Raw genomic sequence first — 16021 nt, forward strand, 5'->3', positions numbered from 1 at the left:
TCTACCGTATTGGAATATATAGAAGCCTTAGAATACGGGTCCGCAATCAGGCAACGGAAATACCTGGAGCCAATCCAGTCCACCGGGTTAATTACTAGCACACGCACATTCCCACCACTCACCGGCGTAGTCACATTACCCGGGTCGCTACCATAATACCATTGATAATTGAACCGTGGCGTAGAAGGCGGTAAATTATTCGGTGTCCAGATAGAGCCATCACCGTTATCCACTGCCACGCTTAATGTCCAGCTATCCTGGCCCCAGGTCAACGGCGGACTGGTGCGACCAACCGGCTGGGTCTCTAACCACAATGTCGCCGGGAAAATGTCTTCACGCAATGCCCATTCCGCAACACCCTGGGCTATAGTCGCATAAACATTGCTCGAATTGAATGTATCCGAATAGGTCAGGAAGTTCGTTCTGCCATCCGCGTTCAAATTACCTGTACTGGGTGCTACCGCTAAGCGTGCGGTCTGTGGCTGGAACTGGCTCGCCACAACATTGTCATTCGCAAATTTTCGAATTGATTTGCATACATCAGAATCCTTCACAGTCACACGTACATTAATAGTTCCAACACCGGGAACCTCAACAGGCACTGTGAAGTCCACCGTCGCCGTATTCCCCCACGGATGGCAAACCATTTTTGACTCTGGCTCCGGTGCATATAATTCCGGATGTGCATTGAAATCCCAGTTCTCCGGTCCAGCAGATATCAACTGGTCAATAAATTTCTTATCATTCAATCCTTTCGTCATATTCCGAATAATATCATCCAACAAATCGTTAATAACGATTTGAATCATCTTACCGTAGAAGGAATACCAGTAATCCATCGCCTTCTGGTCGCCCAGGGTCATATACGCAGCGGTCATATTGATTAATGCATCATCCAATCTTGGGTCCGCATCCTCTGCTAAAGGTCCACCTCTATCACTCGTTAAAAACGAAGGCACATCAAATTCAACCGTATATTTAAGAGCGCAAAAAAGTAATGCTTCAATTGTGATTTCCATATGTGTATTTGTTGTAACATCAACCGTTATATTATTCGGACAACCCACTAAAGTTGCACGAATCCGAACACCTTGTATAGTGAGTTCTGAAGTGCGTGCACGATTGATATTGTTCTGGAAAGCAGTGCGGATAGCAGTAACGGTTCCAGAGGGTAAGTTTGTGTTTCTGTTCGGGTCGAGCACTGCATCAAGCAATGCAAAATACCGCGAATCCACTAACTTAAATCCACTGCCCTTTGGCGTATAGGACCAAGCACCACCTGTACCAATGTTCGTTGTTCCGTGGTCGCTCCTGTTATCTGAGCCATCCCAGTAGGGACCATCCTGACCTGTAACAGTTCGCCAGTATGCGCTGTTAGCACCGTTACAGTCCTGTGTCCATTGCGGACACAAGCCCAACGACACAAGCATGTCGTCTATGATATTATCCATTTCACTTGCCATTTGTTCTAAACTGCTCCAATACTCCGTCCCGTTGTAATACATGTACGGGTGCGCCTGTGCCGGCATGCTTACAAACATAAAAACAAATAACACCAGCACACACAAGGTTTGGACAAATAATTTTTTACTCACGGCTTGAATCCTTCTCATTAAAGGTTGTTATTTTATGATTAACTTTTAATAAAAACACATACGTTTTATTTATAAAATGCTTCGAACCAATGCATTTTATATCATAACTATAATTTTTTTTAGTCACCCATTGCAAATAATTCACTTTTTTCCTTTACATAACTACGTATTCAATTTTCCTACAGCCTTTCAGCCACATATATATAATACCTTATTAATATTAAAAAGTCAAGTAAAATTTTAAAAATTATAAACCAAAAATTTAAAATGAATTTCATTTGAAATTATTGTTTTTCACCTACGAATATCCATTATTTGTGTATTGTTATTCAAATAACACTACCTAAATCATGGCACCTTCCCCATTCACAAACAAACGCACAAAATTTTTTTAATTCACTCTCTTCTTTTCTTCACATCTAAACCAAACCAAATATTCCCTTCATGGAGAGGGGTAAGTCTGCCTGTATGTAAATTTTCAGGATGTGTATGGAAATGAACTATTTTTTATGTATGGATAGGGAGTTAGGAATTCCTATTTATACATTTCAAATTCTGGGAAGAAATTCTATATAATATATGCTTAAACATTTTAAAGGGTATAGCAATGTCAGAACAAATCTTAGAACAACTGGTAAGTATGAGTCATTTTTTAGGACAGCCTGAGCATCATTTTGCGATATTAGGTGAGGGCAATACTTCGGCGAGGCTTGATGATTCTCATTTTTATATAAAGGCGTCTGGCACGACATTACAGACGATACGTAGTAGTGATTTTCTTTGCGTCCGCATGGAGCCTGTATTGTCTCTGCTTGATAATCTATCTGCGACGGATGAGGATGTGCTACAAACATTGCAATCGTCAAAAACGAATGTAGAGGATAAACGGATGCCATCGGTGGAGACGATATTGCATGCGGTTTTGTATCAATATCCGCAATATATGTTTATTGGGCATACGCATCCTATTTTTGTTAATTCTATTTTATGTTCGCAGAAAGCGGAGGAGTATATTCAAGGGCGGACATGTCCTGACCATATTGTCGTGGTAGGTAGTAAATCGGTGTATATTCCGTATGTTGACCCTGGACTTACATTAGCCCGCGTTGTTCGTGATAAGGTTCAGGAGTTTGTAGCGACAGAAGGATTTTTACCCAAGGCTATTTTTATGGAGAATCATGGACTAATTGCTATGGGACCGACACCGAGTAAGGTTCAGGCGATAACGCTCATGGCTGAGAAATGTGCTCAGATTGTTGTTGGCTCTGCGTTTTGCGGTGGACCTAAATTTTTGAGTGATTCTGCAGTTCGTCGAATTGACACGCGACCAGATGAACATTACCGTCAGAAATTACTTTGAACGAAAATGCTAAGGAGTTTATTATGAGCGACAAATTACAGAAATTTCGTAATGTAGAACATGCTATTCCAGAGCAATACTATGCATGGCAGGTGTTTGGTTCCGGGTTGGAAAATATAGGTAAGAATGGCAAGCCTGTTTTATTACCACTTCGCGAGCCGAATGATAACGAAATTTTATTGCGGATTGATGCATTAGGGATATGTCTATCAGACATTAAGATTGTTAATTTGGGCGGTAATCATCCGCGTCTTCGTGGTAGGAATTTAGCGGAAGAGCCTATTGTATTGGGGCATGAATGTGCGGTTACGGTAGTAAAAGCAGGGTCGCAGTGGGCGAAGGCATTTAAGAAGGGAGACCGTTTCATTGTTCAGGCAGATATTTATTATAAAGGTGTTGGATATGCTTTTGGATATTTAATTCCGGGCGGTATGCAACAATATACTTATTTAGATGAAAAAGCGTTGGCAGGGGATGATGGTTGCTATCTATTGCCTGTAAAACCAACTACGGGGTACAGTGCTTCTGCGTTGGCAGAGCCGTGGGCATGTGTGGAAATGTCGTATCGTTTAGAGGACCGTATCTATCCTGACACAGATAGCCCGTGGTATATAACAGCGAATCCTGACCCACACATATTAAACATTTTCCCGAAGTCAAAAATATTTGCTCCGAATCAATTCCCTGCGGAAGGGGAAACATCTAAAGATATTATCATACAAATATCTGATATATCTGCTGGTAAACAGATGGAGGCATGGTTGAAATATTTAGCACCTCATGGGACAATGTATGTGTTAGGTTCCGCAGATGACGTATCAAATGAGTATATCTCTGTGGATGTGGGTTCGGTTCATTATGAATATAAGCGAATTATAGGAGGTGGGCGAACATTAGATGAGATAAAAGAAAAGAATATGCGGTCTGACCTAATGCCGGATGGAATTGCTCTATTTATTGGGGCTGGTGGACCGATGGGGCAGATGCATGTTCAACGGGCATTGGAAAAGACGGATGGGCCACGGAAAGTAGTGGTTACAGATTTAGATGCAGGTAGATTGGAACATTTGCGTGTAAGGTCGGCGGAATTATTAAAGAAAAGACATGTTGAATTGATTACCGTTTGCACCAAAGATTTTGCTGATACTACCTCTTTAAACAAACATCTTGAATCGTTAGCTCCGAAGGGTTATACTGATGTTGTATTATTAGCACCAGTGCCTGCATTGGTAACGCAGGCGGTTGATTTTTCTGCTCCGTGTGGATTTGTAAATCTTTTTGCAGGATTGGGAATAGGCACCATAGCGAATGTGTCATTGAAAAAGATTTGTGAGGGCGTAAAAATTATTGGTTGCAGTGGGAGCAGGATTTCAGATTTAAGCCATGTATTGCAATCTGTAGAAGAAGGTTCTCGGGATACAAATCGGAGTGTTGCTGTGATTGGCGGTCTTTTTTCCGCTCATGAAGGGCTAAAAGCGGTGAAAGAAGCACGCTTCCCTGGCAAAGTGGTTATTTATCCGCAGATACTTGATTTGCCATTAATACCTCTGGAAAAAATACCAGAGATATTACCCGAAGTGGGTCAATATCTTTCAAAAGATGGAACGTGGACACAACAAGCAGAAGAAAAATTATTGGAGAGGTATTTGCCATGGAACGATTAAAAGGTAGAAAAGCAATTGTTACTGGTTCAGCTCAAGGCTTAGGAGAAGCTATATTAAAACGGCTCGCACAGGAAGGTGCAGATGCGGTAGGCTGGGATATTAACATTGAAAAAATGTCGGAAACCGCAAAACGGATAGCAGAAGACACAGGTCGGAACATCTTCGCAGAGAAGGTAGATATTACCAATGCGGAAATGGTCAGAAATGCAGTAGATAAAGCAGTTGAACAGCTTGGCGGTCTGGACATAATGGTATGCAACGCTGGGATACTTATCTCGGGAGATTCTATTAGTTTTGATATTTCTGCATGGCGGAAGGTTATTGATATTGACCTGGTCGGATATTTCATCTGTGCTCGTGAAGCCATACGTGTGATGTTGCCCAATAAATACGGAACGGTAATACAAATAAACTCCAAATCTGGCAAGAAAGGAAGTTTTAAAAATTCTGCTTATGCTGGAGCCAAATTCGGAGGGATTGGGGTAACACAAAGTCTGGCTCTGGAATTTGCAGAGCATGGGATTCGTGTCAATGCGATTTGTCCTGGAAATTTATTGGACTCCCCATTATGGACGGAAAGCCTTTTCAAACAATATGCGAAAAATCAAGGCATTTCTGAAGAAGAAGTACGGAAAAAGTATATTGACCAGGTTCCGATGAAACGTCCCTGTCGATATGAAGATGTGTGCAATGTCGTTGTCTTTTTAGCCAGTGACGAAGCAAGTTATATGACAGGACAGGCAATTAATGTTACTGGCGGACAAGAGATGCGGTAGCAACTACACCACTCATTGTTAACATCTTACACTTCCATTACTTACGGCGTAATATGTTCTGTTGTTATTTAGTAGTAGGATACATTAAAATACCATGCATTATGCTGTTATGGATGCAGAGTAACTGGTATATATGGAGATGAACGTGCAAGAAGACAAAATTTTACTAACGACATGGTATCTGGAACTTTTTAATGTGCCGGAGAGAGAGCCGAGAAACATTAATATTGATGGGTTTCATATAGAAAAGATTGAAAAGCCGCCGATTCACTTTTACCGTTATTTATATGATACTATCGGTTCGCCATGGACATGGTGGGAACGGAAATTACAATCTGATGAGCAGGTTCTTGAGGATATTCATCATCCGAAGGTGGAGTTATATGTGCCTTATATTCACTATTTACCGATAGGCATGGTGGAGTTGGATTTTAGAGAGTTCCCAGAAGTTCAATTAGCCTATTTTGGTATTTTCCCAGAATATTATGGAAGAGGCATTGGGATATATTTATTGGACTGGAGTTCACGACTTGTTTTTGAACGAGGAGCGAAGAGGTATTGGCTTCATACATGTTCATTAGATAGTCCGAACGCATTGCCTGTATATCAAAAAGCAGGTTTTACGATTTACAAGACCATAGAAGAATATGCAGAGCATCCTGATGAACAAGTAAGGCGATTGAAACAGAATAATTGCAAAAGTACCAATTAGGCATCTTTTGCTAAAATATATTCGGGGATGGCTCTCTCCTCTGGATATGCTTCAAGTCCCATTTCGCTCTGGTCTAAACCTAAATATTCTTCATTTGCATCGACTCGCAAACCTATGAGTGCTCGAATAATTAGCCATGCGATTGAGGAAACACATAATACGAAAATCCCGACCGCTATAATACCCACAAGTTGTACTAAAAGCGATTTTCCACCGTTTCCATAAAGTAGTCCTTTCTCTACATCGAACAAACCGACTGCTAATGTTCCCCAAATTCCATTAACGAGGTGAACAGAAATCGCTCCAACGGGGTCATCAACTTTTATGCGGTCAAAAAATAATACACTTTCAACGACAATAATTCCTGCAATAGCACCTATAATTAGGCTTCCAAAGACGCTGACCCCATCGCAAGGAGCGGTAATAGCCACTAAACCTGCAAGTGAACCGTTTATAATCATGGTTAAATCTGGTTTTCCTAATCGAATCCATGCATATAAACAGGAAATAACAATACCTGTGCTTGCTGCCATCGCAGTGGTTAATGCGACATGAGCAATTTTAGCGGGATTTGCCTCCATGGTGCTCCCAGGATTGAAGCCAAACCAACCTAACCATAAAATTAATGCTCCTAATGTCGCTAACGATAGATTATGCCCAGGGATAGGCGTAATCTCACCTTTCTTCCCATACTTACCTAAACGAGGTCCCAATAACCATGCCCCTACCAATGCTGACCAGCCACCAATAGAATGAACCACTGTCGACCCAGCAAAGTCTTTAAACCCGACACCTAAAAAGGAACTAAGCCAACCACCACCCCATATCCAGTGACCTGCTATCGGATAGATAATAGATGATATTACCACAGAGAACAATAGGAAGGCAGAAAATCGTATTCTCTCTGCTACCGCACCTGAAACAATGGTGGCTGATGTTCCTGCAAAAACGACTTGAAAGAAAAATTTGGCTTCTAATGGAACGCCAGTCCAATTTAAAGAACTGTATACCCCTTGATATACGTCGCCGATGGATGGGCTATTATCTGAACCTGATAGAAAGAAGCCTGTTAATCCTATTATTGGATTTCCATCTCCAAACATCAATGCAAAACCTACTGCCCAAAAGCACACCAATGTTATTCCAAAAACAATAAAATTCTTCGTCAATATATTTACTGCATTCTTTGCTCTGCAAAAACCCGCCTCTACACACGCAAAACCTGCATTCATCCAGAAGACTAAGAAAGCAGTAATTAAAACCCATAACGTATCTAAAACTACCTTGGGGTCTAATGTGTTATTTACTTGCTCTTCTGCGAAACTACGATTGTTGATAATGACAAATAAAAAGAATACGATAATTAATAAAACATAATTTCCTTTAATACTTCGCATAGATGCATCCTTTCTTAATCACAAATTCATTACATTAGTATCATCGTAATTAAATTTAAGATTTAGTTTGTCATGGATTAACAAGATTTATGCCATGTCATTAAAATATTATTACCCCTCAGATTTTCAGCGTTTTGACGTAATGAGTGAGTTCAAATTAGATAAGGGCGATAGGTTAAAGATACAATTGTGTAGTTATTTTAATGGGAATCCTACTTTTTTGTTTTGTATAACGACCCCTATCACAGATTTATAGAGAAATTGCCTTTATTACTTTATAAACATTCTATTTTGCATTTACAATCACAAAAAAATTTTTTATTTTTTATTCGTTCTCTTCTAATTTTTCTTGTCCCAAAAGGTTTCGGGCGGATTCTATCTGGGCATGGGCACCGACAAGGACTAACACATCATTTGCGGATAGGACAAAGTCGCCTGCAGGTCCTGGTGTTGGAACTCCAGCCCGAACTACCGCTATGATGGAACATCCAGTACGTCGTCTTAAATCAATTTGTGCGAGAGTTTTGCCGACAGCGAAACTGTTACTGGCTAAATAGTAGGTTTGTGTTGTTGTCCGTTCTAATATTCGTATCATCTCTTCAACACCGACACGTGAGCTTGCCTTTCCACGAAGCATTGCATAGCCATCGATGCGAATTGCTATTGTTTCAGCTTCCACAATATTATCTGGCACACCACACCTCTTTAAGATATGGGCTATTACTTCAATAGATGTCTCGAAGTCTTCTGGGATAACTTGTTTTGCTCCTAATCGTTTCAGTAAATCTATTTCACGTACAAAACGGGTTCGAACCAGAATGTAAAGATGCGGTAGTCGGGATGCAATTTGCCCTACAATTTTTCTACACGCCACTGGGTCGTTCACAGCAACTACCACAGCCTGAGCGGTTTCAAGTTCTGCTTGATTTAGGATGATTTGTTGAGTTGCATCGCCAATAATTAATTTTGTCGGCTCCATCTCTTTGGCTTTATTAGCAAGCTCCTTATTCATTTCTATAACAACAAATGGGATACCTGTTGATTTTAATACCTTCGCAAGATTTTGACCTGTTAGTCCGAACCCGATAATAACTACATGAGGACCTATAAGTTTGCTCTGGTTTGTTTGCTCAGGTTGTGGCTCCTGATTTTTGTTTGTAAATAACTGGATAAGCTTTTGATTAATAGGCTCAATATAGAGAAGTAAAATACTGCCCATTATCATTGTTATCACGGTGAATGTGGTTACGCCATTGAACACATCCGGTGATATATATTCTCCTTTTGAAAATTCACGACAGATAATAAAACTAAATTCGCTCAATGGCAATAGTTGCATTGAGACAAGAATCGCAAGACGTGGAGTTATCCCCGCTAATTTTAGGGCTGAATAATTTAAGACGAACCGAATCCCTAAAATTCCCAAGGTCATAACAACAACCAGAATATAATGAGATATGACCCATTCCAGCGGAAAAATCATGCCCATAGAGATGAAGAATAATGCGTAAATAACATCCTGGAATGGTCGAACTTCGGCAACGAGTTGATGTTTCTCATCGGATTGACCAAGTAGCAGTCCTACAAGACAAGCCCCTAAGCCTGCTGACCAGCCTAAATAATTAGCGACAAATGCCCCTATAATTGCACAAAACAAAGCAAATAAGGTTAATAAATCTAATCCGCCACGGTTCGCAACAAATGTTACGATATACGGCATTAAATTTCGGCTTGGTATTAAAACTAAAATAGCTACCAGTCCCAAACCGAGCCCTAATAATTTTCCATTCCATCCTTCCTGTGAGCTAGGTATAAAAATGGAGAAAGAAACAAAGATAAGAAAGCCTATTGTTGCAATGTCCTGGAGAATTAATATACTTGTGGTCATTATTCCATAAGGGGTTTCTAATTCAGCACGGTCTTGAAGGTATCTCAAAACAACTGCGGTACTGCTAAGGGACATGATAAAACCCAAAGTCAAGATTTCTAATTTACTATCGACGTTTATTAATAGTCCGCAAAGGACAACGAAGGCTATAAGAGATAATACTATTTGTGCCCCACCCGATTTAAGAGACGTCCACATGGACTTTAGATGTAAAGTATGGCTTAATTCAAGTCCGACAATAAAGAAAAGAAAGACAGCCCCCCAATCAATAAAATAAGGGACCCAGGTTTCATCAAAAAGTTTTAATCCTGATGGACCTAAAGTAATACCTGCGAGCACAAATCCTATAATGGAAGGAAACCGAATTGCACGAAACAGTAAAGCAATAAATAATGCTGTTCCGAATAAAATACTTAGATATAAAAGTAACGTCACATCCATATACTAATAACTTATTGAAATTCTATACTTTAAAACAAATCAGGGAGAGGTTTAACTCTCCCTGAAACTATTTTTTCATTCGCAAATACACAAATTATATTTTTGCACCTGCCCTTGCTTGTGTTGTTTTCTTTGTGCTACCACCTTTCGCTTGAGACGCTAATCGTAGTTGTCGTTGTTCACTCATACCTTCCCAAATGAGGACTATGGGTGAAGCAATGAATATGGATGAATATGTTCCTATGACAATACCGACAAGCAGTGCCAACGTAAAGTCATGAATAGCGATTCCACCAAATATGAATAGTACAAATACCGTAAACAACGTTGTCAAAGAAGTCAAAATAGTTCGACTTAATGTTTCGTTAATAGATATATTTAGTATGTCGATATACTTATATCCTTTACCACGATACAATCTCAAGTTTTCACGGACACGGTCAAAAACCACAATTGTGTCATTCAATGAATAACCGATAATAGTCAAAATTGCAGCGATAACACCCATATCAATCTGACGACGTAGCACTGCAAAGACACCTAATGTTATGAGTACGTCGTGTACTAATGCGGTTACTGCGGCAACCCCGAACTTAAGTTCGAAACGGAACCAGAGGTAGATAATGATAAAGACAAACGACCAGAAAATACATTTTATTGCATCTATACGTAGCTGGGCACCTACTGCTGGTCCTACTGTTTGTTGGTCTTCTATGGTTACATCTTCTGGTTTACCAGTTTTTGTAAGAGAAGCCAATGCTTTTTGAATTACAGAACCAATATCATCGCCTCCTGAATTGCCAGCAATGGAAGCAGTTATAGGTGCAGTGTTTGGGTTCTCTTCTTGTTTTATTTCGGACGTTGTCGGATTCGTAGAGGTTGACTTGGCTATTCCTGGTATATCCGTTTCAGCGATGCGGATTAAGAACCGATTTCCTGCTTCCACATCTTGTTCACTTGTTAATTGGACAATGGCTTTGCCAAATCCGCTCTTTGCCAAAGCTTCTCTGACAGAACCAGGCTGAATAGGTTGGTCATTGTTAATTTGCACGTTGATATTTGTTCCCTGAACAAAATCTACGCCCAGATTTTCTTTGCCTCTCCATGCGAAAACAGCCATACCTACGACAATTAACACGGCACTAAATGTAAATGCATAATATCTGAGCTGTAAAAACGGAATCTTAGGTTTCATTGGAATGACACTCAGCATCGGAAGAGATTTGATTATTCTTCTGTCTAAAAGGAAGTCAAATAATGCTCGACAAACAACTAATGCGGCGAAGACACTGGCACATACGCCAACACTCAGGGTTATTGCAAATCCTTCAATGGGACCAGTACCAAATTGTAATAGTACCGCTGCGGCTATAAGTGTGGTTATATTTGCGTCAAGAATGGTTACCGCTGACCTTGCAAAGCCATTGCTCACCGCAGTTGCTAAGGCATGTCCTAATTTTAACTCTTCACGGATACGTTCGTAAATAAGCACATTCGCATCTACTGCCATACCGATAGTTAAGATAAGACCTGCAACACCAGGCAATGTTAAGGTCATTTCAAAATATGCCATCAGGGCAAGTATGATTAGGAAATTGACAACCAAACCTATTAAGGCGATAACACCAGCCCATAAATAATATACTGCCATAAATGCGCTGACAATAATAAGTGAAATAATGGCAGAAATAACACTTTTATTAACTGCGTCTGCCCCTAAACTTGCACCAACGATACGGGTAAATTCTTCTTTAACGGGCACAAACATGGAGCCTGAATTAAGGGCAATGGCAAGGTCAGTTGCTTCGGGTTGCTCAAAATTGCCCGTAATTTCACCTCGGGTGGTTATTCGGTCTCTAATAACTGGTGCGGAACAGACCATACCATCCAGAACTATTGCCATTGGTTTGTTTATATTTTTTTCAGTTGCCTCACCAAAAAGTGCACCTGCAGCATTATTAAATTCAAACAAAATTTTCCAATTTGGTGGGTTGTTCTGGTCTGGAATCGCCACCGCAGAACGCAACCCTTCACCAGACGCTATCGGTTTTCTATCGATATAATAAAGTTTATAAACCTGCTCCTCGTACGGCTTTGGAGGTTGACTGAATGCTAACATTTTATCTTCTGGAATCAGCCCCTCTTTCTCACATGTCTCAATCAATCGACGGACACGGTCGTAATTCTCGACACGGACAGTAAAATGGTCGCCTTTCAATTTTGGGCGTTGAATAAAGGCATTAAATTCCTCTGGATATTTTTCTTTTATTTTTTGAAACAGTTGTATAGTATCATTCAATTCAGCAACGATATGAAAGTTTAATTGTGCTGTTTTCTTTACTAAGTTTTTTGCACGTTCTACATTCTTTTCACCAGGTAATTGAATCTGAATCTGGTTATTTCCTAATGCCTGAATAACAGGTTCTCTTGCTTCAAATTCATTTACTCTTCGCCGAATCTGTTGAAGAACAATTTCCTGAACCTCTTTCTCGATATTTGCATCAGAATATCGGCGGTCTCGATATTCTTGCAAACGTTCTGGCGGTAAATCATTAATATCGAATCGTAAAACCATGTGCACCCCGCCTTGGAGGTCTAATCCGAGATTTATAACACGGTCACGGTCAAACTCAGCCCAGCGACGGATTGTCTTCCACATTTCTTCTGTGTAACTATGCTTCCTTTTTGCCCATTCATCGTCTTCCTGTCGCCACTTTTCTAATCGGGCTTGTCGTGCCTCATCCGATAAGGTTAACCAGCCCAATGTGGGATACACCTGAATAATCGACCAGATAATAACAATCCAGATTAATAATGCTCGATATGGATTCTTATACATAGGTTTATTTATGCTCCTTTATGTTATTTATATGGTTAAAATTATTAATTAACTTTTCACTTCTTCTCATTGGCTTTCGAGACAATTTGTGCTACAGCTCCGCGAACGAAATCTATTTCTACTTTATCATCCACTCGAAGGGTCACTTTGTCTTCCGATAAGTCAACAACCGTTCCGTACATTCCTCCCGTAGTAACGACTTTGTCTCCTTTTGTTAAAGCATTTAACATTTCTCGCCGTTCTTTTTCCCGTTTTTGTTGGGGACGTATCATCAAAAAATACATGATAGCAATAAACGCTAAAATCATTGGTAGCATACTGCCCCAGGGACTCGGCGTTGCTGTTGTGGTTGATGTCTGTTGTCCTGCCTCCTGTGCAGTTTTTGCGACTTCAGCAGGGACAGCCTCTTCCACCTGTGCAAAAAGAAACCGCCACATTTACTATTCCTTTCGTGTTATTTAAAAATAAAAAAATAAAATAATAAACCTTTTACTCTATGACCTCTGATTTCCCTATATTATACTTGGAAAAGAAGTCATTATAAAAATCGAGATATCGGTCTTCCCGAATAGCCTGACGAATCTTTTCGAATAATTTTAACATAAAATAGACGTTATGCAATGTATTTAATCGAAAAGCCAGAATTTCCTTTGCTTTATACAAATGATTCAAATATGCACGAGTATATCGTGTACATACGGGACAATTACATTCGCCATCTATCGGCGTGAAGTCGCGAACAAACCGTGCATTTCGTATATTTAATTTTCCGTGAGATGTAAAAAGGCAACCATTTCTTGCATTTCGGGTCGGCATAACACAGTCAAACATATCCACTCCGCACCGAATAGCCCATAACACATCCTCTGGTGCACCTACTCCCATTAAATATCTCGGTTTGTTTTCAGGTAGTAGTTTTGCGGAAAGTTCTGTTATTTTATGTCTCTCTTCGTCTGTTTCCCCTACACTTACACCACCAATTGCAAAACCTGGAAAATCAATCGGACATAATTCCTCCGCACATTTTTCTCGCAAATCTTCATATACACTCCCTTGTAAGATACCAAACAATTGTGAATAGGTTTGTTCACTCCGTTCCTTCCAATATTCGAAACCCTTTTTCTCCCAAACAATTGTTCTCCGCATTGATTTTTCTGCATCTTTATGTGAGACAGGATATGGGGTACACTCATCAAAACTCATGATAATATCTGCCCCTATATCCATCTGGAACTGAATCATTTTTTCAGGTGTAATATGATGTCGGGAGCCGTCAATATGACTTTGGAAAATAACCCCTTCCTGTGTAACCTTATTGAGATGTGCTAAACTAAAAAGTTGGAACCCTCCAGAATCTGTCAAAATGGGCTTATTCCAGCTCATAAAGGAATGAACACCACCTGCCATCGATAACGTTTCAAGGCCAGGTCGCAAATAAAGATGGTACGCATTGCAAAGAATAATAGTTGTCCCTATGCTCTCCAATTCCTCCTGTGTCAGGGCTTTGACAGAAGCCTGTGTACCCACAGGCATAAATACAGGAATTTCCACTTCTCCATGGGCTACATGTATTTTCCCTGTTCTTGCATTCGAATTTTTATCTTTATGTTCTATTTGAAAAAATATCATAAAATCTAATTTTGTATTGAAAATATTTATAAATTTTTGTTTTCCTCTCTTTGCCTGTCCAAAGTATTATAGTTTAATAAAATAATAACTAAAAAATCAATACACTAATTTGCCCTATGAATGCTCTAATATTGTATTAGTATGAATAAACTTTCGTATATAGGGTTTAAAACCACTGTTTCATGTCAAGTTTTGTGTAGGGACAATGAGACGCAGTTACTATAGGATTGTTCTGTGCAATTGATGCATAAATAATAAGATTTTTGGGGTCAAACACACAGGAGTGAAGCGTTTCTGGATTATGGACAGGTCCATTTGCAAGCCATTCCATTGCTGTTTGGATAGTAATAGGACCTTTGCCATCTTGGGACTGGAACTGTTTACCTAACCAGTCATACCGCTGGTAAGTGTTATGATTGGTAAACAGGAACAGCACCAGTTTGAACTGTTCCCATGTTTCAATATGTAGAGGTGGCTTAATCAAAGGTCCAACACGCTTGGCTAATGCAACCAATCCCTCTTTGCTTACAGGATGGTTGGTGCGACGTATCATATCTGGTAATCCGTAATGTTTCGTTTCATCATTTTCTTTTGGGTCATTAGGTCCATAAACATTTTTAATCGCAGGGTCTGACTCTATACATCTCGCAGTATTTGTCTTTGCATCCGCAATTGTATAATTCCAACCAGTGCCTTCTGGTCCTTTTAGCACCACATCTACTACTTTATCCAGAGTATCCTGTTCCAACATTATCCGCACGGTAATAAAACATGGGCGACCATCAAAGGTGCTATTGGAATTTGGGAGTGTTGCCTGGCCTACTGATATTTGGTGTGCGTTCATACCTGTCAAACTACCTAATCCACCAGCCCATCCCATAAGCATGTATGGTTTAACTCCATCCGTGGGGTGATAAACAAAGATAACCGCATCATCTTGAGCATCACGTTGGCAACTCCAGTCGAGATTGCGTGCATGTAGTATTCTGCCATCTTCTGTCCATTTGCCCCAGAATACAAAGTTTGTGCATTGAGGTCCTGATGTCAAATCCGTTTTACTTACTGCATGCACCTCAGGTGAATCTGGCGAGAATCCTTTACCACTTTCAGGAGGGCTATCAGGTGGAAAATGAAGAATTTCTGCAACGGTTGTGCCTAATAGAAGTTCTTCTAAAGAAATATCGGTTATTCCTACCTTTTTCAACCCATCAATAATACCTCGTGCTTCTTCGAGAAATCGTTCTGGGATATGTTTTACCATTCGAGCAGATTGTGCGTATGCATACTCTGGGGTATATCCTCGATCCCACAACGCCTTTTTAATATATCCTGTTTTAAATACATGGTGAATATTTTTTGCCAACATGCGACCATGCTGTACACCCATATCATAATATGACCCTTCAAGCACGCACAGTTTTAATTCCCCTACTTGATATAGTGTCCCTTTCCCCTCCTTATCCAATTCTTTTACTTCTGGGTTCTCAATAATCTTTGGAACAAACCATGTTTCCGTTTTTTGCGAAGGAGATTCTTCACCATAAATACAGTAAGGTAAAAAAATAAGATAAAGGGATACAATAAACAACAACAAAAAATTACGGGATTCTTTAACAAACAACTGTTTCATAAATACTTTCCTTTCTAAAGCCACTCACTTTTTTTATTTTAATGACTTCTGAACAAAAATAATCGTTTCATGAACTTTATGATTATTAAT

General features: G+C 39.8%; 11 protein-coding genes. 4 read left to right on the plus strand and 7 right to left on the minus strand.

All coding sequences use genetic code 11. The features are described 5' to 3' along the window. A partial coding sequence (locus PLJ10_12635) for a hypothetical protein (protein ID HOK10490.1) occupies positions 1-1595 on the minus strand: 1595 nt, incomplete at its 3' end. A gap of 607 nt (positions 1596-2202) precedes the next feature. On the opposite strand from PLJ10_12635, the gene PLJ10_12640 reads away from it, so the two are divergent. From PLJ10_12640 to PLJ10_12655, 4 genes are all read left to right on the plus strand, one after another. Further along, positions 2203-2955, plus strand: coding sequence for a class II aldolase/adducin family protein (locus tag PLJ10_12640; GenBank protein HOK10491.1), 753 nt, complete (start codon positions 2203-2205; stop codon positions 2953-2955). A 23-nt stretch (positions 2956-2978) separates the two neighbouring features. Further along, positions 2979-4619 carry an alcohol dehydrogenase catalytic domain-containing protein gene (locus tag PLJ10_12645; GenBank protein HOK10492.1) on the plus strand — a complete coding sequence of 547 codons (1641 nt, stop codon included), beginning with the start codon at positions 2979-2981 and terminating at the stop codon, positions 4617-4619. After that, positions 4607-5395 (plus strand): sorbitol-6-phosphate dehydrogenase, encoded by a 789-nt coding sequence (gene srlD, locus PLJ10_12650; GenBank protein ID HOK10493.1) that lies wholly within the window; start codon positions 4607-4609, stop codon positions 5393-5395. The genes PLJ10_12645 and srlD overlap by 13 nt, the downstream gene beginning before the upstream one ends. A gap of 145 nt (positions 5396-5540) precedes the next feature. After that, positions 5541-6107, plus strand: coding sequence for a GNAT family N-acetyltransferase (locus PLJ10_12655; protein ID HOK10494.1), 567 nt, complete (start codon positions 5541-5543; stop codon positions 6105-6107). Here PLJ10_12655 and amt read toward each other — a convergent pair. The 6 genes from amt to PLJ10_12685 form a co-directional block, all read right to left on the minus strand. Next, positions 6104-7504 carry an ammonium transporter gene (gene amt, locus PLJ10_12660; protein ID HOK10495.1) on the minus strand — a complete coding sequence of 467 codons (1401 nt, stop codon included), beginning with the start codon at positions 7502-7504 and terminating at the stop codon, positions 6104-6106. The genes PLJ10_12655 and amt overlap by 4 nt on opposite strands. 325 nt (positions 7505-7829) lie before the next feature. Beyond that, positions 7830-9833, minus strand: coding sequence for a cation:proton antiporter (locus tag PLJ10_12665; GenBank protein ID HOK10496.1), 2004 nt, complete (start codon positions 9831-9833; stop codon positions 7830-7832). A 94-nt stretch (positions 9834-9927) separates the two neighbouring features. Beyond that, positions 9928-12672 (minus strand): protein translocase subunit SecD, encoded by a 2745-nt coding sequence (secD, locus tag PLJ10_12670; GenBank protein ID HOK10497.1) that lies wholly within the window; start codon positions 12670-12672, stop codon positions 9928-9930. 56 nt (positions 12673-12728) lie between these two features. Beyond that, a complete protein-coding gene (gene yajC / locus PLJ10_12675) occupies positions 12729-12989 on the minus strand; it encodes a preprotein translocase subunit YajC (GenBank protein ID HOK10498.1) in 261 nt (86 codons plus the stop codon). A gap of 172 nt (positions 12990-13161) precedes the next feature. Further along, positions 13162-14301, minus strand: coding sequence for a tRNA guanosine(34) transglycosylase Tgt (tgt, locus tag PLJ10_12680; protein HOK10499.1), 1140 nt, complete (start codon positions 14299-14301; stop codon positions 13162-13164). 166 nt (positions 14302-14467) lie between these two features. Then, positions 14468-15931, minus strand: a complete 1464-nt coding sequence (locus PLJ10_12685) for a C45 family autoproteolytic acyltransferase/hydrolase (protein HOK10500.1) — start codon at positions 15929-15931, stop codon at positions 14468-14470. Between the last annotated feature and the right edge of the window lie 90 nt (positions 15932-16021).

It is taken from the genome of Candidatus Hydrogenedens sp., assembly GCA_035361075.1.
Classification (GTDB): Bacteria; Hydrogenedentota; Hydrogenedentia; order Hydrogenedentales; family Hydrogenedentaceae; genus Hydrogenedens.